Origin of the sequence: Pyxidicoccus xibeiensis, from assembly GCF_024198175.1 — a bacterium.
Classification (GTDB): Bacteria; Myxococcota; Myxococcia; order Myxococcales; family Myxococcaceae; genus Myxococcus; species Myxococcus xibeiensis.
In genome coordinates, this window is sequence record NZ_JAJVKV010000001.1 from 1,309,307 (window position 1) to 1,335,207 (window position 25,901).

Genomic DNA, 25,901 nt, shown 5'->3' on the forward strand with positions numbered 1-25,901 from the left:
AAGGAACGCTCATTCCGCGAGGCGCGAAGCGGCGGGGCCCCGCGCATCAGCGTCCGGAGTCAGCCTCCGCGCGTGGCGGCGGTCCGAGCGGCATGCACCAGCGCGGCCAGGTCCTTCACCTCCGCGCCCACGTCCGCAGCCTTCGGCCGTGCGCGATCTGGTGAGAACAGGCGCGCGGGCGTCTGTGACTGGCCACGAAGGAGGATGAACAGGCGAAGCGCATCGCGCAGGCGCTCCACGTCTGGCCCCGCTTCCCCCTTCGCCCGCTGCGCCGCGTTCCACAGCCGCACCCACGCGGACTCCTCGTCCCAGGCGCCACGAGGCCGCTCGCGCGACAAGGCCGCCAGCTCCGCAGCCAGCTCGAACAGTGCCGCGCGTCCCTCACCGAAGGTGTCACACGCCGCCAGCCGGGCATCACGCGTGCCGCCGTACGCAGCGCCCTCCCCCCACGCATCCCCCCGCGTCTCGCGAGCACCGCCGTACGCAGCGCCCTCCCGCGCGGCCAGCCACGGAAGCAGCTCGGGCACCTCCGCGTCGCGCGGCACCACCGGAGCCAGCCGAGCCTCCAGCAACGCGCGCAGCCGGGCCCGCGCCACGCCGTGCCAGAAGGCCGCATGCAGCAGCAGCTCCGGCCCGCTGCGAGGCACCTGCAGCGGCACGCGCGGCGCTCGCCGCTCCAGGAACTCCTTCACCCGCCCGCTGGTGTCGAAGTGCTCCAGCCGCTGCCACAGCGCCGCCAGCGCGGACTCCGCCAACGGGAGCGCGCGGCGCAACTCCTCCGCCTCGGCCACCGTGAAGGGCAGCAGCCCCTCCGGCGCGGGCCGCTTGAAGACGCGCTCGAACACCTCGGCGGCGACGCACGCGGCGCGCAGCTCCGGCAGGTTGCGCGGCAGCAGCTCCACGGCACGCGCCCAGGTGCGCCGGCCCAGCACCGGTCCCGCCTCCAGCACCACCTCTTCCAGCTTCAGCAGCGCCTCACCGAGCGTCGCCGGACGTTGTTCCTCCGGCAGCCGCTTGAAGGCCGAGCGCTGGACGTCCTCACGCAGGCGTTCCAGCTCGGCCATCAGCTTCACGGGAGCGGCGTCGCGCGGCCAGCCCTCCGCGGAGGCCCGGCGCTTCAGCGCGGCGAGCGCGGCGTCCACCTCCGGCTGGGCCTGGGCCACCTCGCGCAGCAGCTCGAAGTGGGCGCGCATCCGGTCCTTCCAGAAGAAGGCGTCCAGCAGGCCCCGCAGGGCCCGGTAGCGCAGGCGCGTCGCCTCCAGGAGGTCCGCCCGGTCCTCCAGCCTTGCGCGCAGATCATCCGGGTGCGTAGCCACGGCGCAAGTATACGAAGACCCCCGGCGCCACACAGGCCCCCGGCCACAGCGCGCCCGCACGATTGAACGGAGCTGGCTTGCGATACGTCGACAGGACGGCGCAACGCGGCCTGCAGCTGCCTCCGAGTACACCCGCCCCGTCCAGGATGCGGCACGTCCACGCGAGAAGCCACCACGCACCCGCACGGAGCCAGCGCGCGGCGCCAGGTTCCCGGGCCAGCGCCCCTGTGGAAGGAACCGTCATTCCACTCCGCTCACCGGCCACCCGGGAGCAGGGGCCTCGAGCCCCGGGGGAGGCCACCACTCACCGTGGTGGCCCGCCTTCCGCACGGGGCTCGGGGCCGTCCACCGCACCAAGGACTCAGACGCGCATCGGCATGACGACCGCGGTGAAGCTGCGGTCACCGGGGCCGTGCAGGACGCCCGGGCTGTGCTCGTCGCCCAGCTCGAAGGAGACCTCGTCCGTCTCGGTGACGGCGAGCACGTCCATCAGGTAGCGCGCGTTGAAGCCGATGGTGATGTCGTCGCCCTGGTAGGCCAGCTCCAGCACGTCCTTGGCCTCGCCCAGGTCCGGGTTGCTCGCGGTGATGACGAGCTTGTTCTGCTCCAGGCCGATGCGCACGGCGTTGCTCTTGTCCGCCGACAGCAGGGCGATGCGCTTGAGGCCCTCCAGGAAGCGCACCTTCGGCACGAGGACGACCTTCTCGCTCTCCTTGGGGATGACGCGCTGGTACTCGGGGAACTGGCCGTCGATGAGGCGCATCACCATGGTGAGGCCGGGCTTCTTGAACAGCGCCGAGTTCTCCGCGAAGCCCAGGTGGCACTCGGCGTCCGGGGCCTCGTCGAGCAGGCGCTTGAGCTCCATCAGGCCCTTGCGGGGGATGATGACGCCGCTCTTGAGCATGAAGTCGCCGGCCATCTCGCGCTCGATGAGCGACAGGCGGTGGCCGTCGGTGGCCACCATGCGGACCTTGCCCTGGGACTGGGGCTCGAAGAAGACGCCGTTGAGGATGTAGCGCGTCTCGTCGCTGGAGATGGCGAACTGCGTCTTCTTGATCATCTCCAGCAGGGTGTTGCCGCCCACCTGCACCAGCGGAGCGTTCTCCTCCTTGGGCAGCTTGGGGTACTCCTCGGCGGCCATGCCGACAATCTTGAAGTGGGCCGAGCCGCTGGAGATGTCCACGTAGTTGTTGGCCAGCTTCTTCAGCGTCACCTGCGCGTCGGGCAGGTTCTGGACGATGTCGAAGACGTACTTGGCGCTGAGGGTGACGGCGCCCGTCTTGATGACCTCGGCGGGGTGCTCGGAGACGATGCCGATGTCCAGGTCGAACGCGGTGACGGTGATGCCCCCCTTGTTCGCGTTGACGAGCACGTTCGCCAGGATGGGCATCGTCGTCTTGCGCTCCACGATGCCCTGGGCGCGGTAGAGGGCCTTCTTCAGCTCGTCGGCGGCGATGCGGAATTCCATCGGAAGGTGTCCTTACAGGTCACGGCCCGGAGGGCCGATCAGCGAGGCCGGATGTAGCCCCTGCCACAAGGGACGTCAACGAGAGCAGCGCCCTCTATTTCGCCACTGTCCACGCCCGGGCGAGGAGCGGGGCCACACCCAGTCGCTCTGCCCAGGCGTCGAGGTACCCCAATTCCATCTGACCGCCGGTCACCCGGAGAACCTGAACGATATCGCGCCATTGCGTGGTGGAGAGCTCTCCACCCTCACGGAACCACAACAGCTTGCGCAGGACGGAATCCTCCGGGCTCTTGATGAAGAGGCCCTTGCCCTCCGGCGTGAGGACCACCCGGCGGCGGCGCTCGAACTCGCTCCGGTCGAAGTCGCCCGGACGGAGGAGGAAGAGGTCCACCTTGGTGACGCTGGGCAGGTGGAAGATGTTCCAGGAAGCCCCCTGACGGACGGCATCTCGGAGCGACTCCTCGTCCACGTCGAAGTCGGGCCCCAAGGCCTGAACGAATGCCGGCAGCTGGGGCAGGCGCAGGTCGATGACGAAGTCGATGTCGTTGGTCGCCCGGGGCTCCCCCTGGAGCGAGCTCGCCAGACTGCCTCCGAGGAAATATCCCACCCCAGCCACCTCCAGGGCCTCGGCGCACTGGAGGGCGACGGCGATGACGTCAGGCTCGCTCATCCGCGCAGCGCCGGATGGGAGCCGAACAGCCGGGCCGCTACCTCGCGCCCGTAGAGGCGCTCGGCAAGCCGGACCCGGATCTCCGCCTCGTCCGCGAGCGGAAACGCCTGGCGGATGCCCGCTGTCGCCAGCTGGCGGACCGCGCGCGTCAGGGCCCCCGCCTTGCGCAGCCGGTCCTCGGGGGACTGGGCGCGTAGCAGCTGAAGGTAGCGCTCACGTCGGCGTGGATCCGTGTCCTGGTCCATGGCCGGAACATAGTCCGCCCGGGGAATGCCGCCAGCCACCCCTGCCTTGGAAGAGAGAGTGGACTGGCCCCCACCGCCGATGCGGGACACACTGTGCCCCCCTTGTCTTCCGGAGTTCCCATGAACGTCCGTCCGCTGCTCCTCGCCGCCCTCGCCCTCGGCTTCGCCGCCGGGTGCAGCAACAACAAGCCGGCCCCCTCCTCCGCGCCCCCCCCGAGCGAGCCCGGCACCGCCGCCGCGCCCGGGACGCAGGCCCCGCCACCCACCGCCGCCGCCCCCCAGAACGAGCCCGGCACCGCCGCCCCCACCCCCAACCCCGAGGCCGAAGTGAAGACAGGTGAGAGCGCCGTCTACATCGTCAAGAACAGCGGCATCCGCTGCATCGCCCCGCCCTGCCCGTCCTACACGGCCGCCCGCGTGGACAAGCCGGGCTCGGACGCCCTGATGATCCACGAGGTGGACCTGACGGCGCTGGCCGGCGGCTCCGACGAGCGCCTGCAGTCCCTGATGCAGCAGACGGAGATGGGCGAGGGCCTCAAGGTCGAGGCCACCCTGGACATCCAGAAGAACGCCGGGCCCGCCGGCGACGCCACCGTGCTGCGCGCCACCCGGCTCGTCGGCAAGTAGCCGCCCGGCTCAGATGTGCAGTCCCAGCTGGAGCCCCGGCCAGTGCTGCAGGCGCCTGTCCGACTCCGGCTGGCTCTCACTCACCGACATCCGGGTGATGGAGCCGAAGTCCGGCTGCCCCCAGACGTACCAGAGGTTGTAGGTGGGCCCGGCGAACACGGCCAGGCGCGGCAGCACCTGGAAGCCGAGCATCAGCCGCCCCTGTCCCAGCACGTTGCCGCCGTCACCCTCCAGCGGCTTCTGCACCGGCTGCACCGCGCCCCCGGTGACGTCCACGTCCAGCCACAGGCGCCGGCTCAGCGTCACGTGCCCGCCCAGCCCCGCGCCGAAGCTGAAGCGCGCGTCCCGGCCCGGCTCGATGCCCGCCAGCACCGTCATGTAGAAGGGCCCGCCGCCAATCTTCGCCGCCAGGTTGAAGAACTGGATGTCGCTCGCCCAGGTCTCCATGTGCACCTTGCCCTTGCGCAGGCTGCCCGAGGAGCCCGGGGCCGACTCGCCCGACATCTGCGCGAGGCGGGGCCCCCCCGCTTCCGGCCCTGGGCGGAAGGCCTCCGGAAACTGCCCGGCGACCGCCGCCCCCGCCCACAGCCACGATGCGAGGAGCGCAAAGGATTTCATCACCTCTGCTTTTCCAGCGTGAAGGACACCTGCGTCAAGCCCTCGGGCAAAGACAGGGGGGCCGAGCGGGCGTCCGGGCCCTCCGCCAGCGCCCGCGCGGCGGCCAGGATGGGCTCCACGTCGAAGGGGCCTTCCGCCGCGACGAAGAAGAAGCGCTCGAAGCGCGGTGCGTCATCCAGCTCATACGCGCGGGGCAGCGAGTGCGTCCCCGAGGGCGCCAGCGCCGCGGCCTGCGTCCCGTGCCCGGCTTCCGGGGCGTGCAGGGTGACGGCGCCGTGGCCGTCCACGGAGAGGATGACACCGTGGGTGCGGCCCGCGGCGATGTAGGCCAGCTGCACGACGTCACCCGCGGCGGCGGGTGCCCCGTCGGTGAGGCGCTCGGGGCCCGCCCCGGCGGCCTGGCGGTGGACGACGAGCTGGGGCGCCAGCCCCTTGATGCGCGTCACCTCCGCGCCGTCGCCGGGAATCGTCCCGTCCCCGCCAGTCCTCCCGGACTCGGACGGCAGCACCAGGACGAAGAGGCCCACGGCGGCGAGCAGCGGCACCAGTCCCCATGCCGGTGCCAGGCGGGGTAAAGGGCGGGGCGCGTCCTTCCGGGCGGCGCGGGCCTGGACCTCGCGCACCACCCGCGTGGGGGGCAGGCGCTCCAGCGTGGCGTGCGTGTCGGCCTCCAGCGCGGCCAGGCGCGACGGCCCGTCGGGCTCCTCGGCGAGCCGGGCGCGGGCGGCGGCCAGCTCCTCGGGGGGCAGCTCGCCCAGGGCGATTCGCTCCAGCAACCAGTCCGGGGTGCGGTGGGGGGTCGTCATGCGGCCTCCAGCTCCAGCTCCTGCAGCATGGCGGTCAGGGCCCTGAGGCGCTTGCGCACGCCGGACACGGACAGGCCCACCTCGCGGGCCGTCTCCTCCAGCGTCATCCCGTCCACCAGGTGCAGCACGGCGATGTCGCGGCTGGACGCGGGCACGCGGCCGAACAGCCTGTCCAGCAGCCCCCGCGCGGCCACGCGCGACTCGTTGTCCTCCGCGGAGGCAATCTGCAGCACCAGCTCGTCCTCCCGGTCCTCCGGCCGTCGCTTCGCCCCGCGCAGCCGGTTGAGGCACACGGTGGTGGCGATGCGGTGCAGCAGGCTGGAGGGCGCCGTGTCCTTCAGCGCGCCCTGGTAGCGCAGCAGCTGGACGAACACGTCGTGCATGGCATCCACGGCCCTCTCCTCGTCTCGCAGGAGGAAGCGGCAGCGCCGGAGCACCTGGGGGCCGTAGCGGCGGTAATAGGCCTCCACATCGATTGACACCGGACTTGCGCCTCCCTCGTCTCGGCGAGGGAAACACCGGTGCCGGGAAAAACTGTCACCGCGCCCTTCGCGCCCGTGTCCGTACCCTGTTTCTTCCGCCCGGGCCACCCCTCTCGCCCGGCCGCCCGCCCGGTGTCCGCCCCCCGTGGCGCACCTGCACTCACCACCATCCGACAGAGTCCCGCGGACGAGGAAGAAACGAGGAGGCAGGCGGGTAATCCTTCATGCCGATGGTTCCCGACAGCACGCGCCCGGCAGTCCGCCCCGCCCCTCGCATCCTGGTCGTCGACGACCACGAGCCGAGCCGCTACCTCCTCAGCGTCACGCTGACCCGGGCGGGCTTCGCCGCGGTGGAGGCGGCCACCGGCGAGGAGGCGCTGCGGCGCGCCCGGGAGCTGCCGGACGCGGTGCTGCTCGACGTGAAGCTGCCGGACATGCTGGGCTTCGAGGTGTGCCGGCGGCTGAAGACGGACCCGGCGACGGCCTCCATCCCCATCATCCAGCTCTCCTCGTCCTTCACCTCGACGATGGACCGGGTGGAGGGCCTCCAGGGGGGCGCGGACAGCTACCTCGTCGCCCCGGTGGACCCCGCCGAGCTGCTGGCCACCCTCAACACGCTCCTGCGGGTGTACGAGGTCGCCCGCGAGGGCGCCCGCCTCCTCGAAGTCGAACGGGCGACGCGCGCCGAGCTGGAGCGCGCCAACGCCCAGTTGCGCGAGCAGGCCATCATCCTGCGCAACGTCCGAGACAGCGTGGTGGTGACGGACCTGCACGGGCGCATCACCCACTGGAACCACGGCGCCGAGGTCCTCTTCGGCTACACGGCCGGGGAGATGCTGGGCGAGTCCCCCATGCGCCTGTACCCGGAGCAGGACTTCGGCGCCGCCGCGGGAGACCTCGCGCGCATCCGCGAAGGGGAGGACTACCGGGGCGAGTGGAAGGGGCGGCGCAAGGATGGCGCCGAGGTCTGGGTGGACATCCACACCACCGTGCTGAACAACGAGGACGGCCAGGCGCTGGGCTTCATCGGCGTGGCCAAGGACATCACCGAGCGCAAGCGGCTGGGCTCGGAGCTGCTGCGGCGCGTGGACTTCGAGCGGCAGCTCATCGGCATCGTCTCGCATGACCTGCGCAACCCGCTCTCCGTCATGCTCCTGGCCGCGTCCACGCTGCTGCGCCGCGACGGCCTGGAGGAGCGCACCGTGAAGCGGCACCTGGAGCGCATCGTCGCCAGCGGTGAGCGGGCGAGCCGAATGATTCGGGACCTGCTCGACTTCACGCAGGCGCGGCTGGGCGGAGGCATCGCCCTGGCGCGCGACATGGCGGACCTGCACGACGTGGCGCGCAACGTGGTGGAGGACCTGCGCGTGGCGCACGCGGACCGCGACCTGCGGCTGGAGCTGACGGGCGAGGGCCAGGGCGAATGGGACGCGGACCGCATGGCGCAGGTGATGACGAACCTCGTCTCCAACGCGCTCAGCTACAGCCCGCCGGACACGCCCGTCATCGTGCGCGCCCGGGGCACCGAGGCGGAGTGGGCCCTGTCCGTCCACAACGCGGGCGACCCCATCCCCGAAGGCGTCCGCGCGGCGCTGTTCCAGCCCATGCACCGGGGCGCGGGGGAGACCCACACCGCGAGCCGCTCCGTCGGGCTGGGCCTCTACATCGTCCGCCACCTCGTGGACGCGCACGGCGGCACCGTGGAGCTCGCCTCCGCCCCCGGGCAGGGAACCACCTTCACCGTCCGCCTGCCCCGGCGGTCCTGAAAAAACTACCGCCAGCCAGGCAGGCGAGCACCCCTCCGCAGGGCAGAGCAGTGTCAGGTGGGCGATGAAAACGGGGTGGCTTCGCTGTAACTGAGAAACGGCTCCTTACTACCGTGCGTTCACGACTAGCCTCAGCCCCCTGCCCGCGTCCTTCACGCCCGTGCTCCCCGACACCGAACCTTCCCTGACCTCCCTGCGCGAGCGGTATGTCGCAGCGCAGCTCGCCGGCAACCGGAAGGAGGCCCTGCGTCTCTTGGTGGATGAGGGCCTGCTGCGCGGCGTGCCGCTCCAGGTGCTGCACCTGGAGGTCATCCAGGAGGCGCAGTATGAAATCGGCCGGCTGTGGCAGGAGAACATCATCTCCGTGGCGCAGGAGCACCTGGCCACCGCCATCTCCCAGCTCGCCCTCGCACACCTGTACCGCCACCTGCCAAGAGATCCGGACAACGGCAAGGTCGTGATGATGGCGTGCGTGAAGGACGAGCTGCATGAGATGGGGCCGCGCATGGCCAGCGACTTCCTGGAGATGGCGGGCTTCGACGTGCGCTTCCTCGGCGCCAACGTCCCGCCCGAGCACCTTGCGCGCATGCTGCGCGAGGTGCGGCCGGACCTGCTCGCGCTGTCGGTGACGATGACGTACCACCTTCCCCAGCTGCGCGAGGCCGTGGCCCATGCGCGCGAGGCGCTGCCAGGCATCCCCATCGCCGTGGGAGGACTGGCCTTCCGCTGGGCGCCCATCCTCGAGGAGCAGCTGGGCGTGAGCTTCTTCGGCAGGGACGCGCGCGAGCTCGTGGCCTCCGCCTGCCGGACCCTGGGAGTCTGAAACACGATGGAGCCGCTGAGTAGAACCGTGGAGGGCCGCGCGAACCGACTGGCCTCCGCCTCGGTGGAGGCGCTGTACAAGGACCCCTTCTGGGAGGCGCGCTACGGCCTGGAGCGCTCCCGCCGCTTCGGCGACGAGGACGCCCTCTTCCACGTCCGCTACCTCGTGCAGGCCCTGGACGAGCGCAAGCCCTCCGTGATGGAGGGCTACGCGCGCTGGCTGCGCACGCTGCTCGTCTCGCGCGGCATGTGCACGCGCCACCTCGACGACCACTTCGCGGGGCTGGCCTCGGCGCTCGCGGCGGAGGGCTGGGGCCCGGGCACCGAGCCCCATGACTACGTGGCCGCCGCGCGCCATGCGCTGCGCTACACCGAAGGGCCCGCCCACGCCCTGGAGCAGGACGCCCCGGAGCTGGCCCGCGCCGCCGCGTCGCGGCTGACGCTCTACATCATCCCCGAGGACCGCCCGCGCCTGGAGGACGAGCTGCGGCTGCACCTGTCCTACCTCGCGGACGCGCTCGCGTCGGGCCGGCCCGAGCTGATGGGGGACCATGTGCGTTGGTACGTGGGCTTCTGGCCGCGGCGCGGCTTTGGATTGCTGGCATTTCCCAGCGTGCTCGGCATGTTGAAGGCTGTGCTGGGCCCCCGGCACCCGGAAGCCCGGACGCTGCTCGCCACCGCGGGCGTGTCCTGGGAGGAGACCCGTTCATGAGGCACCTTGCCTCCCCCGATGTAGGCCTCTTCGACGACCTGAGCCGGGAGGTGGCGTTCGCCTGCGACAGCGGCGGAACCCTCACCTGGGTGGATGCCCGCGCACACGCGCTGCTCTCCGCCACGCCCGGCCAGACGCTGCGCAGCCTGGCGGCGAAGGGCGCCGAGGAGAAGGTGGACAAGCTGCTGGTCCAGGCCCGCGACGAGCGGGTGGAGGGCTGGGAGCTCATCCTCTGCAGGGACAACTCACCCACCACCTTCGCCTTCCGCGCGCGGCCCCATGAGGGCGGCGTGCTGATGGTGGGCAGCCTGGTGCCGGAGGACTACGGCAACGCCCTCAACCAGGTGAGCGCCTCGCTCAGCGAGGTGTCCACCCTCCACCGCGAGACGGAGCGCCAGCAGCGCGAGCTCAAGCGCCGCGCGGAGGAGCTGACGCGCCTCAACCGCGAGCTGGAGGAGTCCAACCGCGGCGTGCGCGTCCTCCACACCGCCCTCGACGAGAAGGCGGAGAGCCTCCAGCTCGCCTCCGAAATCAAGAGCCGCGTGGTGGCCAACGTCAGCCACGAGTTCCGCACCCCGCTGCACTCCATCCTCGGGCTGTCCAAGGTGCTGCTCAACCCCATCAACGGCACGCTCAGCGGCGAGCAGGAGAAGCAGGTCCAGTTCATCCGCAACTCCGCGGAAGCCCTCTTCGAGCTGGTGAATGATTTGCTGGACCTCTCCAAGATGGAGGCCGGCAAGACGACGCTGCGCCACAGCCGCTTCGTGGTGCGCGACGTGCTGAGCGCGCTGCGCGGCATGATGAAGCCGCTGCTGCCGCCGGACTCGCCGGTGGAGCTGCGGCTGGTGGAGCCCGAAGAGGCGCTGGAGCTGGAGACGGACGAGTCCCGGCTGAGCCAAATCTTGCGCAACCTGGTGTCCAACGCGGTGAAGTTCACCGAGTCCGGCCACGTCACCGTGGCCGTCACCCCGGGCCCGCGCGACACCGTCATCTTCACCGTGCAGGACACGGGCATCGGCATCGCCCCGGAGAACCACGAGCGCATCTTCGAGGAGTTCTCCCAGGTGGACAGCCCGCTGCAGCGCAAGGTGAAGGGCACCGGCCTGGGCCTGCCGCTGGCGCGCAAGCTGACGGAGCTCCTGGGCGGCACCCTCACCGTGCAGAGCAGCCTGGGCCATGGGGCCACCTTCACCGTCACCCTCCCCCGCGTCCACACGGAGGTGGCGGAGATGACGGGGCTGACGACGCGCAGTCAGCAGCTGGACCCCACCCGCGCCCCGGTGCTGGTGCTGGAGGACGACCGGCAGACGCTCTTCCTCTACGAGAAGTACCTGGCGCGCTCCGGCTTCCAGGTGCTGCCGGTGCGCAGCACGGAGGAGGCCCGGCGCGTGCTGGAGCGCGTGCGCCCCGCCGCCATGGTGCTGGACGTCATGCTGGAGGGGGAGACGAGCTGGAACTTCCTCGCGGACATGAAGAACGGCGAGTCCACGCGGGACATCCCCGTGCTCGTCGTCACCGTGACGGACCGCGAGCAGAAGGCGCGCGCGCTGGGCGCCGACGAGTTCTGGCTCAAGCCGGTGGATGAAGTCCGCCTGCAGAAGAAGCTCCAGGCCATGGCGCGCAGCGGGCCGGTGGAGCGGCTGCTCCTCATCGACGACGACGACGTGCACCGCTACCTGCTCAAGCAGCTGCTCAAGGATTTGCCCTACGTGCTGCTGGAGGCCTCCGGCGGCAAGCAGGGCGTCCAGATTGCGCGCGAGCAGGCCCCGCACCTCATCTTCCTGGACTTCGTCCTCCCGGACATCACCGCCTTCGACGTGCTGGACGAGCTGAAGGCGGACCCTCGCACGCGGGAAATCCCCGTCATCCTCCACACCTCGCACGAGCTGAAGGAGGACGAGCGCACGCGCCTGGCCCGGGAGACGGCCGCCATCCTCGCCAAGCACACGCTGAGCCGCGAGGTGGCGATTACGCGCATCCGCGATGCCCTGGCCAAGGCAGGCCTGGGTTCCCACTCCCTGCTGGAGGGTAGCCGCCGTGGTTGAGCCCCGACTGGCCACCGTCCTCAACGTCAACGACGACGACGCCAACCGCTACCTCGTCAACCGCATCCTGGAGATGGCGGGCTACAAGGTCCTGGAGGCCGCCACCGGCATGGGGGCGCTGCTGATGGCGGAGCAGCACCGCCCGGACGTCATCATCCTGGACGTGAAGCTGCCGGACATCAGCGGCTACGAGGTCTGCGAGCGGCTGCGCGCCAACCCCGGCACCGCGTCCATGGCGGTGCTGCACACGTCCGCGACGTTCGTCACGTCGGACAAGAAGGTGCGCGGCCTGGATGGCGGCGCGGACGCGTACCTCACCCAGCCCTTCGAGGCCGCGGAGCTCATCGCCACGGTGAAGTCGCTCTTGCGCCTGCGCCACGCGGAGCAGGCCGCCCGCCTGCGCGCGGACGAGCTGGTGGAGATGGACCGGCGCAAGGACGAGTTCCTCGCCATGCTCGCGCACGAGCTGCGCAACCCGCTGGCCGCCATCATGACGGCCATTGGCATCCTGGAGCGCAAGCCCACGGACGACGCCAAGGAAGCGCGGATGCGCGGCATCATCCACCGGCAGACGAACCACCTGGCGCGGCTGGTGGACGACCTGCTCGACGTGAGCCGGATTACCCGCGACAAGGTGGAGCTGCGCACCGGCCGGCTGGACCTGCTCGCCGTGCTCCAGCAGGTGCTCCAGGTCAGCCGCCAGCAGGCCGAGTCCCGCGGGCTGGGCATGGAGATATCCCTGCCCCACGGCCCGCTGTGGGTGAACGCGGACGGCACCCGGCTGGAGCAGGTCTTCACCAACCTGCTCGACAACGCGACGAAGTACACCGACAGCGGCCACATCTCCCTGCGGGTGGAGAAGGAGGGCGTGGACGGCTCGGCGCGGGTGGTGGTGCGGGTGAAGGACACCGGCATCGGCATCCCCGCGGACGTGCTGCCCTACATCTTCGAGCTGTTCGCCCAGGCGGACACCTCGCTGGAGCGCTCTCGCGGAGGGCTGGGCATCGGCCTGACGCTGGTGCGCAAGCTGGTGCGGATGCACGGCGGCGAGGTGCTCGCCCACAGCGAGGGCCCGGGCCGGGGCAGCGAGTTCGTGGTGCGGCTGCCGCTGCTGTCGGACCTGGCCGAGTCGGCGAACAGCAAGAAGCTCGTGGACGCGCGACGCGGGCGGCGCATCCTCCTGGTGGAGGACAACTCGGACGCGCGCCAGGCCATGAGGGACTTGCTGGAGCTGTGGGGCCACCAGGTGGCGGTGGCGCCGGACGGGCTGCAGGGCGTGGCGCTGGCGCTCACGCAGGCGCCGGAGCTGGCGCTGGTGGACATCGGCCTGCCGGGGATGGACGGCTACCGGGTGGCGCAGGAGCTGCGCTCACGGGTGGGCACGAGCATCCGGCTGGTGGCGATTACGGGCTACGGCGGCCCGGAGGGGCAGGACCGGGCGCTGAAGGCGGGCTTCGACCTGCACCTGGTCAAGCCCGTGAAGCCGGACGAGCTGGACCGCGTCCTGTCGAACCTGTGAGGCGGTGAGGGCCGCCTCGCGGCCCTCGGCGGGAGGCACGCTTCAGCGCCGTCCCAGCGCGTTGGCCACGAGGCCGAGCAGCTTCACCTTGGAGGGGTCCAGCTGGCGCACGGTGCGCAGCAGGCGCCGGACTTCCGGCCGCTCCTGGGGCGAGGGCGGCGGCTCCGCGGCGCGCGAGGCGGCGGCGCCGTGCGAGGCCAGGCCCAGCAGCTCATCCGCGGAGACGTGCAGCTCGTGGCACAGCTTCAGCAGCGTCTGCACGCTGGGCAGCATGCCGCCGCGCTCCAGACGGCCGTAGACCTCGGTGGCCACATCAATGCGTTCAGCGACGTCGGCCTGCGTGAGCTCCAGGCGGGTCCGGGCGGCGCGCGCCGCTGCTCCGATGGTGGTTGCGAGTTTCTTGTCCATGCCTTACCGACCCGAAACGTTTGGCCGCTGGCATAGGACGTATGGGGGCAGACAGACAGAACTTGCCGGGTCAGTCTCAAGTTGTTCACCCATAGGGTCACCGTGTCCGAGGGAAACTCCGGGGGTTCGGCCCCCCGCGCCGGGCGCACGGCTTCCTCGACGGAACACCCCTCTGGCGGGGCTTCCAGGAGTCACTCCCGCACGGGGAAGGGCTCCGGAGCGTGGACGACCTATAACGTTGGGCGGCAACTTTCCTACGGCTCCGGCAAGTCCTGCCGCCGGCTCCTCCCCGGAGGGTTGGCTCGGGCTCCCGGCAGGTGGATCTCCCGAGCCAGCCGGGCCGCTGCAGCGGTGTGACACATCCCATCCGCGTCGCAAGCCATCCGCGGAGCCTCGGCTCCGGGGCCACGGCCCGCCAGGGCGCCTCGGCCCGGGGCACTTCTTCGCGGCACGGGCACGCGCCCTCTCCGTCCAGCCCCGGCTCCGCGTGCCCTGGAGCGAGCAGGCGGGCGACGGCGGACCTGCTCGCACCACACGCCGGGTGTGCACGGCTGCGCCGAATCGGAACGGCGCGTGGTGCCAGGCGGGGAGCCGGGCCCATGAGCCTGAGCGCGACACGGGCAGGAGGGCTACGCTGGCGAGCGATGTCGCTTGGAAAGCGCAGCCTGCTGGTGAAGCTCTGTGTGGCGATGGGCGTCGTGGCGCTGCCGTTGCTCATCGTCATCCTCGGCTACGTGCTGCCGCAGCTCCGCGAGCAGCTGCGCGAAGACCGGGTGCGCGGGCTGCGTCAGGCGGTGGAGACGGCCTACGGGGTGCTGGAGGCGTACGAGGCACAGGAGCGGGCCGGGACGCTGACGCGGCAGCAGGCACAGACGCAGGCGTCCGCGCTGCTGGAGCGGCTGCGCTACTCGGGCGTGGAGTACTTCTGGGTCAACGACCTGGACACGCGGCTCATCATGCACCCGCACCTGCCGGCGATGCTGGGCAAGGACCTGAAGGGCTACCGGGACGTGCGCGGCCGGCCGGTGTTCGTGGACATCGTCACGCTGGCGCGCGCGAAGGGCGAGGGCTCGGTGGCCTACGAGGCCACGCGGCCGGGCTCTCCGGACCCCATTCCGAAGGAGAGCTACGTGAAGCTCTTCAAGCCGTGGGGCTGGGTGCTGGGGACGGGCGTGTACGTGGAGGACATCGACAAGGAGGTGGCGGCGGTGCGCCGGCGCATCCTCCTGGCGGTGGGCGGCGCGCTGATGCTGGCGGTGCTGGCGGGCGCATACGTGTCGCGGCGGGTGGTGAAGCCCGTGAGGGCGCTGGCGGACGCGGCGAACCGGGTGACGCGCGGAGACCTGGCCGTGAGGGTGCAGGTGGAGTCCACGGACGAGGTGGGCCGGCTGACGGAGGCCTTCAACACCATGGTGGCGGGGCTGCGCGAGGTGGTGGGGGCGCTGGTGGAGGCGGCGGGCGCGACGGCGGCGGACGCCGAGCGCATCCGCACGTCGGCGGAGACGCTGTCGCTCACCACGCGTGAGCAGTCGGAGTCGCTGCAGCGCACGGCGGAGGCGGTGCAGGGGATGAGCGCGCGGGTGTCGCAGGGAGCGGAGGCGGCGCGCACGGCGGCGGCGACGGCGGCGGACAACGGCGCGGTGGCGCGCGAGGGTGGGACGGCGGTGGGCCACGCTTCGCGGAAGATGGTGGAAATCGTGGAGGTGGTGGAGCGCTCGGCGCAGACGGTGGCGCGGCTGCAGGCGTCGGGGCGCGTGACGGGGGAGATGCTGCGGCTCATCCAGCAGGTGGCGGACGAGACGCAGATGCTGGCGGTGAACACGGCGATTGAAGCAGCGCGCGCGGGCCAGCACGGCAAGGGCTTCTCGGTGGTGGCGGGCGAGGTGCGCAAGCTGGCGACCCGCACGCGCGACGCGGCCGGGCAGGTGCAGTCGCTGCTGGGCCAGAGCGAGGCGGACACGGCGGCGGCGGCGGACCTGATGCGGCAGGGCACGGCGAAGGTGCGCGAGGGCATGGGCCTGTCCTCGGCCGCGGGTGACGCGCTGGAGCGCCTGGTGGCCGGAGTGCGGGAGATTGGCGCGCACGTGGAGCGGATGGCGGAGGAGAACACGCGCCAGTCCGCCTCGGGCGAGAGCCTCGCCGGGCGCATCCAGGCGCTATCGGTGCGCTCGACGGAGTCGGTGGCCGGGGTGCAGCAGATTGCGCGCTCCGTGGACGACCTGCGCGCGAGGGCGTCCCGGCTGAAGGAGCTGGCCGCGCGCTTCACGGCGCAGCAGCCCGGAGACACGCCGCGCAGCTGAGGAGGGAGTGCGCCCATCCCCTCGGGTATATCAGACCCCTGGCTACCCTGGACGTCGCATGGCGTCCGTCTATGACCTGATACTGCGGCGGCTGGTGCAGGGGCATCCCGACCAGCTGCTGCTCCTGCTCTTCGGCCCCAACGCGCCCACGCTGGTGCGTGCCGCCGACACCAGCCTGCCCCAGTCCGAGCGGCGCGCGGATGCGCTGCTCATCGTGGAGGCCCAGGGCGAGCGCTTCGCCGTGGAAGTAGAGGTGCAGGCCCAACCGGAGGCGGGCTTCTCGCGGAGGCTGCTGGACTACGCGGTGCGCGCGCACCTGCGCGAAGGCCTCCCGGTGCTGCCCGTCGCCCTGTACCTGCTTCCCGAGGCGGAGGGAGCACCCCCGCCCTACACCTTCGCCTGCGCCGGCCGGCGGGTCCTCTCGTTCGACTTCCTGGTGGTGCGGCTGTGGGAGGTGGACTTCTCCCTGCCCACCCTCCAGAAACCCGCCCTCCTTGCTCTCTCCGTCATGGAGCAGACGGCTGGACCCGAGCGGGCGACCTGGGCCGAGACCCGCTTGCGCCAGGAGGCGAGCCTGACCGAGGAGGAGCGGTTAGACTTGCTCGTGGTGCTGGGCGCCTTGGCCGCCCGTCGGTTTGGCAGTCAGTGGCTCAGCCAGTCGTTGAGGAGCGTCATGCTGGATTCACCTATCTGGGAAGAACTGCTGGCCGAGGAACGCGTGAAGTTGCGCGCTCAGATATCTGCTCAGGTATCCGCGCAGATATCTGCTCAGATATCCGCTCAGATATCCGCTCAGGTGCGCATCCAGGAGCGTGCCCGGACGTTGCTGCAATTCGCCAAGGCCCGGAAGCTCGTGCTCCCGCCTGAAGCCGAACAACGCCTCACGCAGATGGACGCCACCACCCTGGAGCAGCTTGTCGAGCTGGCCTTCAGCGAACCGGAGGCTGCCGCCAGGGCCCTGCTCGCCGCAGTCAGCCCACAGGGACACTGAACACCCATTTCCGCCATCGCTGAACTCCAAGCAAAACACGACTTCCTTGGGATATAAGAAGGACCTCCCGCCCCTGTCTCAGGAGCCGGAGCTGTCACTTCACCTCCTCTCCCCCAAGGAGTGCCGTGCATGCATCCGTTCCGTAAGCCGTTGGCCACCCTGACCGCCGCGCTGTCCCTGGTCGCTTGTGGTCCACAGGAGTCGCCTCCTCCCGAGACGCCAGCGGCCGTCGAGGACTCGCGCACGCCCGCCCAGCGCGAGGCCGAGCGCACCCCGTACGCGCTGGACGAAGCCTTCGCCCAAGCCGCCAGGGAGTTCGACGTCCCGGTCGACCTGCTCAAGGCCTACGCCTACGCCGAGACGCGGTGGGAGATGGTGAAGGGCCATGAGGAGTTCCCGGGCCTGTCCCCGGCGCACGGCCTGATGGCCCTGCGCGGCTCCCAGGTCTCCGAGGGCGCGCGGCTGACCGGACGCACCGAAGAAGCGGTACGCACCGAGCCCGAGGCCAACATCCGGGCCGCCGCGGCCCTGCTGTCCGCATACGCGGACGAGCTGCAGGTGGACCGCTCCGACGTGGGCGCGTGGGCCCCGGCCGCCGTGAAGCTCAGCGGCATCTCCAATCCCGACGCGCAGACGCAGTTCGTCCACCAATCCGTCTACAGCGTGATGCGCGAGGGCGCCGTGGCGCACACGCCCGACGGACAGGTGGCCGTGTCGCTGTCCCCCGCCGAAGTCGAAGCCCGGTTCGCCTCGCCCGGTGTGCAGGCGATGGCCGCGGGCCCGGACTACGCGGCCTCCATCTGGCGCCCCTCTAGCAACTACAACGCGCGTCCCGCGGGCACCGACATCTCGATGGTCGTCATCCACACCTGCGAGGGCGGCTACTCGGGCTGCTGGAGCTGGCAGGTGAACCCCGACTCCGACGTCAGCGCCCACTACACGGTGAACGAGAGCGGCAGCGAAATCACCCAGCTGTTGCGCGAGACGGACCGCGGCTGGCACGTGGCGGCCTCCTACGACTGCACCCTCAACGGCAACGTGAGCTGCGGCCTCAACGGGTCCTCCGTGAACAACTTCTCGGTGGGAATCGAGCACGCGGGCTACGCCAGCCAGTCGTCCTTCCCGGCGGGGCAGATTGACGCCTCGGCCAAGCTCACGTGCGACATCACCCGGGACCGCACGGTGGTGCGCGACAGCTACCACATCGTCGCGCACGGCCGGCTGCAGCCCTACAACCGCACGGACCCGGGTCCCAACTGGCCGTGGACCACGTACATCAACAAGGTGAAGTCGTACTGCGGGGACACCACCTCCAGCACCATCATCGACAGCAACAACGCCAACAACGACACCTCGAAGTATTACGTCGAGCTGGCGGGCACCAGTTGGGTCTCCTCCACCAACGTGGGCGGCTACTACGGCTCGGGCTACTACGTGGCCCCCACCGCGGCGGTGTCGGAGCCGGTGACGTTCTGGTTCAACCTGCCGGCGGCGGCCACCAAGACCGTGGATGGCTGGTGGACCTCGGCCACGGACCGCTCCACCGAGGCGCCCTTCAACGTGTTCAATGCGTCCGGCACCAAGCTGGGCACGGTGTACGTGAATCAGCAGACGGGCGGCGGCAACTGGAACACCCTGGGCACCTTCAACTTCTCCGCGGGCTGGAACAAGGTGCAGGTCAGCCGGTGGACCGGGGCCGCGGGCTATGTCGTCGCGGACGCCGTCCGCATCCGGTAGTCCCGCGCCAGGCCGCTAGAAGATCCAATGCTGGGGCGGCGCCTCCAGCGGCAACTGGCTGGCGCTGACATTCCAGCTGACGACCCGGTTGTCAGGGTCGAAGCCAATCGAGGTCACCTCTTCCGAGAATACGACGGGCACGGTGAGGGTGCCCGTCGTGGGATGCAGCCCGAAGTCGACGGCGACGTCCAGCACCTGGGTGGCCCCCTTCAGCCGAATCACCACCTTGACCGGGTAGACCTTTCCAGGCTGGAGGGCCGACTGCGTCACCGTCAGCCTCAGCGCTCCGTCGCTTCGAACGGCGTCCGCCTGGAAGGTGGGCCAGTCCGCTTCGCCCGTGCCATGGACCCAGGCGTCGAAGTAGTCGTCCAGGTCCTCTCCTGACTCTCGCTCCAGCGCTGCCTGCAGGTCCGCGACGCTGCGTGCGCCGGGAGGGCCGGAGAGGAAGTCCTGGATGGCCCGCACGATGGAGGCCTGCCCCCCGGGGAGCAGGTCCTCGAGCTGCACGAAGAAGAGCATCGAGCCGGTGCCATACGTCTCTCCCGCGAACACCAGGAAGGGCACCGGCGTGTCGGATGTCCCGGGGTAGTGCAGCGCGGTGCGTGCCACACGGTCCCAGTGCGCCCGTGTCCTGGCCGCATCCGCCGGCCACTTCGACAGCTCATGGACATAGGTGAGGTACTCGGCGATGCCTTCCTTCCAGGAGAAGTCATTCGCGCGCTCCAGGGTGATGCGGTTCCCCGCCCACTGATGGACGATTTCATGCATGAGGACATGGCGCGTCATGTCCGCATATTCCCTGTTGGGGAGCTCCGGCAGGGTGTCGCGCAGGATGATGTTGGCGGGATGCTCCATGCCCAGCCACTGGGTCGGCGCCCCCGCGATGCGCAGCTCCGGTCCGTAGGGAAGCGGGCCCAGCAGGCCCTGGATCCACCTCAGGAAGTCGGCGATGTCCGCCTTCGAGAGTGACGTGGCGAGCCGGCCACCCTGGGTCTCGAAGAAGATGAGCTTCGTGCCATCCACGTCGAGCCATTCCGACCTTCTCCAGCCGGGGTTCGAGGCGATGGCGAAGGCGGAGTAGGTGGGCGCGGGAGTCTCCAGCAGCTCGCAGCGTGTCCGGGTCACGCTCACCTGGGTTCGCCGGCCCGGGCACAGCGTGTGTTCGCCGTCGGCATGCACCACGTCGAAGACGAAATGGGCCTGGCTCGCGGGCGCGTCATTGCACGGGCCGAACCGGTCACACTGCTCGACCCAGCCCAGCAGGTACGAGAAGGGATTGCCCGCGGAGTCCTGGGTGCGGGAGAAGCCGACGGGCGTGTACTCGTAGGTCTGCTCCGGGACGAGGAAGCGGCTTCCGAGTGCGAGCTGCCCCTCGGAGAGGGGCTCACCGCAGACACGGAGCGAGCCGTCCACCGGCTCGACATGAGCGGGGGCGGTGTCATTCCAGCGGAGCTCGCTGACTCCCGTGGGCGCATCCAGCGTCACGCAGTCTCCGCCTGGAGCCGCCACGTCGAGATAGGCCGTCGACCGGGCCTCGCGTGTTCCGAGGTCGAAGGCGTAGTGATACGCCCGGACGTTGGCCGGAATCTCGCCAGGAAGGACGACAGGGGGCGCCTCGTCATCGCAGCCGGCCGCGGCCAGGCAGAGCGTGGCGAGCGCCGCGGCGACACACAGCTTGCGCATCCAGCAGGGAAACGGCGTCGAGGACACAGATGCACTCCAGGGAAGGCGCCGAGGAGGTTAGGCCATCCAGCCGCGGCACGCAGGCTCACAGCGGGTGACGACGGCATCACAACGAAGCCCGGGCGCATCACCCCTGGAGGGAAGACGGAACGCCCAAGCCGGGCTGCCCGCCTTCTCTCATCACACAGAGGGGTGCGGACATGGGACTGCTCGACAAGTTGAAGAACGCGGCACACACGGTATCGGGCGGCGCAGCGCGCGTTTCCCTGGAATACGAGCCCAGCGTGGCACTTCCCGGAGACGTCGTCTCCGTGCGCCTCACGGTCAGCTCCGCCGGCGCGCAGGTGAAGTCAGGCGGCGTCTTCGTGGACCTGCGTGCCGTTGAAACGGTGCGCCTGCCCTCGGGCACGCAGAGCGGCGTGAGCCTTCAGACCAGCAAGAGCTCGTACACCAGCTTCGAGCAGCAGTTCGCCATTGCCCCCACCTTCACGCTTGCTCCCAACGAGACGAAGGTGTTCGAGGGTCAGGTGCGCCTGCCGTCCAACGTCGAGCCCTCCTTCATGGGCCACTACGCCCAGCACGAATGGGCCATCCGCGGTCGCCTCGAGATGACGGGCAACGACCCCGACTCGGGCTTCTCCGCCATCCGCGTGGGCGCGAAGGGCTGACCTTCACCGGACGGCAGAGCCCTACCTCGTCTTTCGTGAGGTCAGCCGAGCGGGAAAGCGCTCCTCGACGCCGGGCAGGAACAGGGGCCGACCTTCGCGGGCGGCCTGGATGGCCAGGCGGAAGTCGAGGTCGCCATAGCGGTCGAGCACCGCCGGGTCGAAGAAGCCTCCTCCGTCCCCTTCCCCTTCGTTCTCGATGTCCGGCTCCAGCGTCTCCCAGCCTCCGCGCGGCGCGTAGACCAGCGAGCGCACCCCTCCGTCCGCATAGAAGAAGGCCGTCGCCCCGAGGAAGCTCGCCCTCGCGCGGAGCTCACCCGTGGCGCTGAGGACGGCGTTGTGGTCCCCGTACTGGCCGAAGAGCCATTCGTCCACGAAGACCGAGCCTTCGACGAAGACCCGCGCCCCGTTGCCGAACGAGAGCGTGCGCGCATGGACGTCTCCCCGGACGATGACGAGCCCGGGGAGATACTCGTAGGTCCACAGGTCGAGGTGGCCGGACGTCTTGAGGGAACCGTCGACCAGGACGACATAGGGGCCTTTGCCCGTATCGATGTCTCCGGAGCCGTCGACGCCCCCGTCGATGATGCGAAGCTTGCCGGGAGGCGGGCCGTTGGGGCGCTCGAACTCATGGAGCTCCCCCTCCCACCGGTGAAGGTGGAGGCGGGAGTGGAGCTCCGCGAAGGTCGTCTCCCGGCCAAGGTCGTCGAGTCTGTCGGTCGTCACGAAGCGCAGCCTACCCCTGGGAGTGAGACCGGGAGCCCCAAAGTCGATTGCCATGAAATTATAGGTCAACCGACCTATAACCAGGTTCAACGGGCGTGGCCGTGCCGCGCCGGGGCCTGGAGAGCGGAATGAAGTCCGAGGGAAGCGTCGTGCTGGTGGGGGGCTATGGCGTGGTGGGAGCGCAGCTCGCCCGGCTGCTGCGGGAGCGGCATCCGGACCTGCCGCTGGTCATCGCCGGACGTCGGAGGGAGCCCGCCGAGCTGCTGGCGGGACAGCTCGGCGGGGCCGAGGCGGCGGTGCTGGACGTGCGCGCGGAGCGTCCGTTGGCCGGACTGGCCTCGCGGCCGCGGGCCGTCGTGTCGCTCGTCAACGACCCGGAGGACCGCCTCCTGCTGTCGGCCGCGCGAGACGGAGTGCCGGTGCTCGACATCACCCGCTGGACGTCGCGCATGAAGACGGCGGTGCTGCGGCTCGCGGGGACGGCCTCCCGCGCGCCCGTGCTGCTCAGCTCCGCGTGGATGGCGGGGCTCGTGCCCAGGCTGGTCGCCGCGTCGGCGCCACGGCTGGGGCGCCTCGAGCGCGTGGAGGTGGGCATCCGCTTCTCGCTCACCGACGCAGCCGGCCCGGACTCGCTGGAGTACATGGACCGGCTGGGGCTGTCCTTCGAGGTGACGGAAGGCGGAGCAGAGCGGTGGGTGGTGCCGCTGACGGACGGCCGGCGGGTGACCTTCTCCGACGGGCGGCACACGCGCGTCTTCCGGCTCGACACGCCCGAGCAGGCCACGCTGCCAGTGGTGCTGGGCGCCAGGACGGTGGCGACGCGGCTGGGGTTCGACTCGGGGGCCGTCACCTGGCTGCTCGCGGCGCTCCAGCGGCTCGGAGTCGTGAAGCTGCTCCAGCACCCGCGCCTGACCCGGCTGCGCCGCGCGCTCATGGCCAGCAATGGCACGGGCGGTGTCGCGGCGTGGGTGGCTGACGTGGAAGGAGCGCGGGGCCGCACGCGCATCGAGGTCGTGGACCCGCGGGGACAGGCGCACCTCACGGCGGTGGGGGCGCTGCTGGGCGTGGAGCGCCTGCTCGGGCTGGATGGCGCGCCCCCGCCCCCGGCCGGCGTGTGGTTCCCCGAGCACGAGCCCCGCGCCGAGCACGCGCTGGCGGCCCTGCGGGCCTGCGGCGTGGAGGTGCGCGTCGAGGAGCAGCTCCAGCGGGAGGCGGCCTGATGCCACGCACTCCACGAGCAAAGTCCGCACGGCTTCCCTCCGCGCGGCCCCGCGAGGGGACGGCGGTCCATGCCAAGGGCCACGAGCGGGTGGAGTCCATCCTCGAGGCGGCCACCGACACGCTGGTCGGGGACGGCTACGCGGGGCTCACCCTGCGCGAGGTGGCGCGGCGCGCGGGCCTGAGCGTGGGCAACCTTCAGTACTACTTCCCCACGAAGCAGGACGTGGTGCGCGCCCTGCTCGCGCGCTACCTGGAGGAGGCCACGCGCCGGGTGCGGGCGCGCGTGGACGGCGGGGGAGCCCTGCCGGAGGAGCGGCTCCGGCGCGCGCTGGATGCGCTGCTGGAGGACCAGGAGTCGCCACGCCACTGCCAGCTCTTCGCGGAGCTGTGGGCCATGGCAGCGCGGGACGCGATGGTGGCCGACGCGCTCGCCGTCTTCTATGGCGGCTTCAGGGCGGGACTCGTGGAGCTGCTGGGTGAGCTCGCGCCCGACCTCCCTCCGGCCCGGCGCGAGCGGCGCGCGGCGCTGCTGGTGGCGTTCTTCGAGGGACTGTCCCTCTTCCGTGGCGGGGGCGGACTGCGCGGCGCCTCGGTGCCGGGGCTGGAGCAGGAGCTGCGCGCCCTGCTGGAGGAGGCCTCGCGGCCCCGCCCTGGCTGACCCGGCCCGCGCTCCCCGCGCACACGCCCCGGCAGCCGCCCGCCCGCCTGCTCGCCATGAATGAAGGCCCGGCCTTTGAAGCGGGGTTTCCCCAGGAGAGGAGGCACGACGATGAGGACTTCGACCTGGGCCGGCGCGCTCGCGGCGCTGTGCATCTCCGGGGGCGCGCTCGCGCACCACGGCTGGAGCAGCTACGACAGTGAACGCACCATGAAGCTCACGGGTGTCATCCGCGCATCCGGCTACGAGAACCCGCACGGCTACGTCGACCTGGAGGCCAGGGAAGGAAAGTGGCACGTCGTCCTCGCGCCGCCCTCCCGGATGGAGAGCCGCGGCCTGCCGAAGAGCGCGCTGAAGGAGGGCGCCACAGTCACAGTGGAGGGCTATCCCCACCGCACCACCAAGGATGAGCTGCGCGCCGAGCGCATCACCGCGGGAGGCAAGACGGTGGAGCTGCGCTGATGTCGAAGCCGGTCGACCGCGGGTGGCTCGGCTGGCTGGAATCGACCTGGCTCGCGGACGTGCTCCGCCGCGAGCCCCTGCTCTACCCCTTGCTGGAGACCGTCCACATCCTCGGCTTCGTCGTCCTCGTGGGCGCGGCCGTGATGTTCGACCTGCGCCTGCTCGGCCTCTCGCGCCGGCTCCCCGTGACGGAGCTCGCCGCACACCTGCTGCCCTGGGCCCGGCGCGGCCTCGCGGTAGCGGCGGCGTCCGGCGCGCTCCTCTTCCTCACCCAGGCGACGCAGCTGGGAAGCAGCCCCGTCTTCGGGCTCAAGCTCGCGCTGCTATTGCTCGCGGGGCTCAACGCCGCGCTGTTCCACCGCGGGGTCTTCCGCTCGGTCCGGGACTGGGACACGGACGCCGCGATACCTCCCGCCGCGCGCGTGGCCGCCGTCCTCTCCGTCCTCCTCTGGACGGGTGTCATCACCTGCGGCCGGCTGCTGGCCTATCTCTGACGCCGCATCAGTAGTTGGGCGGACGCGGCGGCGGCGTGGAGGGCTTCAGCTCGCGCGCGGGCTGCTCCTGCTTGGGGGGCACCTCGATGGCCGGGCGCGACGGCGACAGCTCCCCGACGAAGAGCAGCCCCTGGTAGCCCTCCTCCGTGGGCGAGGGATAGAGGCGCACGTAGGGGCTGAGGCCCGGAGTGTCCGTCACGCGGGGCTCCGGGGCGGCGGTGACAATCCGGCAGTCCAGCCGGCTCCAGACGTCCAGGTCGCAGCCCCACCGCTTGCCCTGCGCATACCCCAGCTCCAGCGCTCGCAGCTCCGGCAGCGCCTTCTGGAGGTGGTGGGCCATGGGCGTGAAGTCCTTGTCCCACGGCGTGCCGGTGACGGTGCGCACGTGGGTGTTGCCGGCCAGCACGACGAGCACCTCCTCCGGCCGCGCGGCATGGCGCTTCAGCCACACGTCCGCGAGCGCGGCGTCGCGCTCGCTGCCGTGGACCTCGTCCGTGTCATAGGCCACCAGGGAAACGTGCAGCCCCAGCTCGCGCATGGCGCGCACCCGGTCGATGAGGTCGAACACGGCGCGGCTGCTCCTGCCATCCTGGTAGGGCCTCCGCCAGAAGGGCCCCTCCAGCAGCGCGTCCTGGTCCGTCGGAGTCCCGGCGCTGGCGAGATACCGGTCGATGCGCGCCTGCTCGTCCCTGGGAATGGACAGGCCGAGCGCCACGGACTGGCCGGCCTCGGCCGCCTGGCACACCAGGTCGCCCACCACCTGGGGCGCCTCGCGCGAGCCGAGCTGCTCGCCGATGAGCATCATCAACCCCGGCTTCAGCAGCTCCTTCAGGCCCCGCACCTTCCTCGGGCAGCGCGGCTCCTCCTGCCAGCGCGTGAGGTAGAAGTGCTCCTCCCGCACCGCCGTGGCGGGGGGAAGCGCCGGAGCCCGGCCCCGGGCCACACCGGAGGAAGCGCCGGACACCAGCCGCAGGCCCAGCTTCTCCTCCAGCGCGAAGTCCCGCTCCCGTGAGATGGCGCCACCGCTGCCCTCCGTCATGCGGAAGGCGCGCACCACGGAGCGCAGGGGCCCCACGGAGATGCCCGTCACCAGGTAGCGCGAGCGGGTGGCGCCCGCCTGCCCCTTCGGAGCCCTCCAGTCGGTGAGGAGCTGACCCGGGTCCTGGGCGCCCTCGAAGGTGTACCCCCCCTCCACCAGGAGCTGGCGCGCGGCGGCCAGCGTCTCCTCCACGGGGACCTGCAGGGCCTGGGCGAACCGGCGGGGCAGCGCCGGCCCCTCTCCGGTACGCGGGGCGCTCGCGCACCCTGTCAACGCCATGACGCCGCAGAGGCCCACCAGGAGACGCAGGGAGAAGAGCATGAGGGCTCCAAGCACGGGGCTCCCCGTGAACAGGGGAGCGCTCCGTGAATATCGCCCTCCCCGCCCCCGGCACCAGGGCGGGCTGGTGCCCCTTCCGGCT

25 protein-coding genes are annotated in these 25,901 nt (G+C 71.0%); 14 read left to right on the forward strand and 11 right to left on the reverse strand.

Going from position 1 to position 25,901, the window contains the following annotated elements; genetic code table 11:
- Nucleotides 1–59: 59 nt before the first annotated feature.
- From LXT23_RS05310 to LXT23_RS05325, 4 genes are all read right to left on the reverse strand, one after another.
- A complete protein-coding gene (locus tag LXT23_RS05310; protein ID WP_253978967.1) occupies nt 60–1,316 on the reverse strand; it encodes a hypothetical protein in 1,257 nt (418 codons plus the stop codon).
- Between the two features lie 361 nt (nt 1,317–1,677).
- On the reverse strand, nt 1,678–2,784 hold the full coding sequence (gene dnaN, locus LXT23_RS05315; protein ID WP_253978968.1) for a DNA polymerase III subunit beta: 1,107 nt from the start codon (nt 2,782–2,784) through the stop codon (nt 1,678–1,680).
- A 94-nt stretch (nt 2,785–2,878) separates the two neighbouring features.
- Nucleotides 2,879–3,454 (reverse strand): hypothetical protein, encoded by a 576-nt coding sequence (locus tag LXT23_RS05320; RefSeq protein WP_253978969.1) that lies wholly within the window; start codon nt 3,452–3,454, stop codon nt 2,879–2,881.
- Nucleotides 3,451–3,699 (reverse strand): hypothetical protein, encoded by a 249-nt coding sequence (locus tag LXT23_RS05325; protein ID WP_253978970.1) that lies wholly within the window; start codon nt 3,697–3,699, stop codon nt 3,451–3,453. The genes LXT23_RS05320 and LXT23_RS05325 overlap by 4 nt, the downstream gene beginning before the upstream one ends.
- A 120-nt stretch (nt 3,700–3,819) precedes the next feature.
- Here LXT23_RS05325 and LXT23_RS05330 point away from each other — a divergent pair, with 120 nt between their 5' ends.
- Nucleotides 3,820–4,326: a DUF6748 domain-containing protein gene (locus LXT23_RS05330; RefSeq protein ID WP_253978971.1), complete on the forward strand. Its 507-nt coding sequence runs from the start codon at nt 3,820–3,822 to the stop codon at nt 4,324–4,326.
- Nucleotides 4,327–4,335: 9 nt separating this feature from the next.
- On the opposite strand, the gene LXT23_RS05335 is transcribed toward LXT23_RS05330, so the two are convergent.
- The 3 genes from LXT23_RS05335 to LXT23_RS05345 are packed head-to-tail and all read right to left on the reverse strand — an operon-like array spanning nt 4,336 to nt 6,232.
- Nucleotides 4,336–4,944 carry a peptidase gene (locus LXT23_RS05335; protein WP_253978972.1) on the reverse strand — a complete coding sequence of 203 codons (609 nt, stop codon included), beginning with the start codon at nt 4,942–4,944 and terminating at the stop codon, nt 4,336–4,338.
- A complete protein-coding gene (locus LXT23_RS05340) occupies nt 4,944–5,750 on the reverse strand; it encodes an ActD-like protein (RefSeq protein ID WP_253978973.1) in 807 nt (268 codons plus the stop codon). Before LXT23_RS05340 ends, LXT23_RS05335 begins: the two co-directional genes overlap by 1 nt.
- Nucleotides 5,747–6,232, reverse strand: a complete 486-nt coding sequence (locus LXT23_RS05345; protein WP_253978974.1) for an RNA polymerase sigma factor — start codon at nt 6,230–6,232, stop codon at nt 5,747–5,749. Before LXT23_RS05345 ends, LXT23_RS05340 begins: the two co-directional genes overlap by 4 nt.
- Before the next feature lie 224 nt (nt 6,233–6,456).
- On the opposite strand from LXT23_RS05345, the gene LXT23_RS05350 reads away from it, so the two are divergent.
- The 5 genes from LXT23_RS05350 to LXT23_RS05370 all read left to right on the forward strand — a co-directional run bounded on the left by LXT23_RS05350 (nt 6,457) and on the right by LXT23_RS05370 (nt 13,096).
- A complete protein-coding gene (locus LXT23_RS05350) occupies nt 6,457–7,998 on the forward strand; it encodes a sensor histidine kinase (protein ID WP_253978975.1) in 1,542 nt (513 codons plus the stop codon).
- A gap of 160 nt (nt 7,999–8,158) precedes the next feature.
- Nucleotides 8,159–8,821 carry a cobalamin B12-binding domain-containing protein gene (locus tag LXT23_RS05355; RefSeq protein WP_323378780.1) on the forward strand — a complete coding sequence of 221 codons (663 nt, stop codon included), beginning with the start codon at nt 8,159–8,161 and terminating at the stop codon, nt 8,819–8,821.
- Between the two features lie 6 nt (nt 8,822–8,827).
- On the forward strand, nt 8,828–9,532 hold the full coding sequence (locus tag LXT23_RS05360; protein WP_253978976.1) for a hypothetical protein: 705 nt from the start codon (nt 8,828–8,830) through the stop codon (nt 9,530–9,532).
- On the forward strand, nt 9,529–11,577 hold the full coding sequence (locus LXT23_RS05365) for a hybrid sensor histidine kinase/response regulator (protein ID WP_253978977.1): 2,049 nt from the start codon (nt 9,529–9,531) through the stop codon (nt 11,575–11,577). Before LXT23_RS05360 ends, LXT23_RS05365 begins: the two co-directional genes overlap by 4 nt.
- On the forward strand, nt 11,570–13,096 hold the full coding sequence (locus LXT23_RS05370) for a response regulator (protein WP_253978978.1): 1,527 nt from the start codon (nt 11,570–11,572) through the stop codon (nt 13,094–13,096). Before LXT23_RS05365 ends, LXT23_RS05370 begins: the two co-directional genes overlap by 8 nt.
- Before the next feature lie 42 nt (nt 13,097–13,138).
- Here LXT23_RS05370 and LXT23_RS05375 read toward each other — a convergent pair whose 3' ends face one another.
- Nucleotides 13,139–13,504: a helix-turn-helix transcriptional regulator gene (locus LXT23_RS05375; RefSeq protein ID WP_253978979.1), complete on the reverse strand. Its 366-nt coding sequence runs from the start codon at nt 13,502–13,504 to the stop codon at nt 13,139–13,141.
- Between the two features lie 644 nt (nt 13,505–14,148).
- Between LXT23_RS05375 and LXT23_RS49555 the strand changes: the two genes are divergently transcribed.
- From LXT23_RS49555 to LXT23_RS05400, 3 genes are all read left to right on the forward strand, one after another.
- Nucleotides 14,149–15,804 (forward strand): methyl-accepting chemotaxis protein, encoded by a 1,656-nt coding sequence (locus LXT23_RS49555; RefSeq protein ID WP_256560504.1) that lies wholly within the window; start codon nt 14,149–14,151, stop codon nt 15,802–15,804.
- Nucleotides 15,805–15,862: 58 nt separating this feature from the next.
- Nucleotides 15,863–16,795 (forward strand): RpnC/YadD family protein, encoded by a 933-nt coding sequence (locus LXT23_RS05395; RefSeq protein WP_253978980.1) that lies wholly within the window; start codon nt 15,863–15,865, stop codon nt 16,793–16,795.
- 129 nt (nt 16,796–16,924) lie between these two features.
- A complete protein-coding gene (locus tag LXT23_RS05400) occupies nt 16,925–18,532 on the forward strand; it encodes a golvesin C-terminal-like domain-containing protein (protein WP_253978981.1) in 1,608 nt (535 codons plus the stop codon).
- Nucleotides 18,533–18,547: 15 nt separating this feature from the next.
- Here LXT23_RS05400 and LXT23_RS05405 read toward each other — a convergent pair whose 3' ends face one another.
- Nucleotides 18,548–20,242 carry a M1 family aminopeptidase gene (locus tag LXT23_RS05405; RefSeq protein WP_253978982.1) on the reverse strand — a complete coding sequence of 565 codons (1,695 nt, stop codon included), beginning with the start codon at nt 20,240–20,242 and terminating at the stop codon, nt 18,548–18,550.
- A 257-nt stretch (nt 20,243–20,499) separates the two neighbouring features.
- Between LXT23_RS05405 and LXT23_RS05410 the strand changes: the two genes are divergently transcribed.
- Nucleotides 20,500–20,883 (forward strand): hypothetical protein, encoded by a 384-nt coding sequence (locus LXT23_RS05410; protein WP_253978983.1) that lies wholly within the window; start codon nt 20,500–20,502, stop codon nt 20,881–20,883.
- A 21-nt stretch (nt 20,884–20,904) separates the two neighbouring features.
- Here LXT23_RS05410 and LXT23_RS05415 read toward each other — a convergent pair whose 3' ends face one another.
- Nucleotides 20,905–21,606, reverse strand: coding sequence for a hypothetical protein (locus LXT23_RS05415; RefSeq protein ID WP_253978984.1), 702 nt, complete (start codon nt 21,604–21,606; stop codon nt 20,905–20,907).
- Nucleotides 21,607–21,734: 128 nt separating this feature from the next.
- Here LXT23_RS05415 and LXT23_RS05420 point away from each other — a divergent pair, with 128 nt between their 5' ends.
- From LXT23_RS05420 to LXT23_RS05435, 4 genes are all read left to right on the forward strand, one after another.
- Nucleotides 21,735–22,826, forward strand: a complete 1,092-nt coding sequence (locus tag LXT23_RS05420) for a saccharopine dehydrogenase family protein (RefSeq protein ID WP_253978985.1) — start codon at nt 21,735–21,737, stop codon at nt 22,824–22,826.
- Nucleotides 22,826–23,485: a TetR/AcrR family transcriptional regulator gene (locus tag LXT23_RS05425; protein WP_253978986.1), complete on the forward strand. Its 660-nt coding sequence runs from the start codon at nt 22,826–22,828 to the stop codon at nt 23,483–23,485. Before LXT23_RS05420 ends, LXT23_RS05425 begins: the two co-directional genes overlap by 1 nt.
- 111 nt (nt 23,486–23,596) lie before the next feature.
- The gene (locus LXT23_RS05430; protein WP_253978987.1) at nt 23,597–23,947 is read left to right on the forward strand and encodes a DUF6152 family protein; all 351 of its coding nucleotides are present in this window, start codon (nt 23,597–23,599) and stop codon (nt 23,945–23,947) included.
- On the forward strand, nt 23,947–24,441 hold the full coding sequence (locus LXT23_RS05435; protein ID WP_253978988.1) for a DUF6644 family protein: 495 nt from the start codon (nt 23,947–23,949) through the stop codon (nt 24,439–24,441). The genes LXT23_RS05430 and LXT23_RS05435 overlap by 1 nt, the downstream gene beginning before the upstream one ends.
- 7 nt (nt 24,442–24,448) lie before the next feature.
- On the opposite strand, the gene LXT23_RS05440 is transcribed toward LXT23_RS05435, so the two are convergent.
- Nucleotides 24,449–25,801 (reverse strand): TraB/GumN family protein, encoded by a 1,353-nt coding sequence (locus LXT23_RS05440; protein WP_253978989.1) that lies wholly within the window; start codon nt 25,799–25,801, stop codon nt 24,449–24,451.
- Nucleotides 25,802–25,901: the final 100 nt, after the last annotated feature.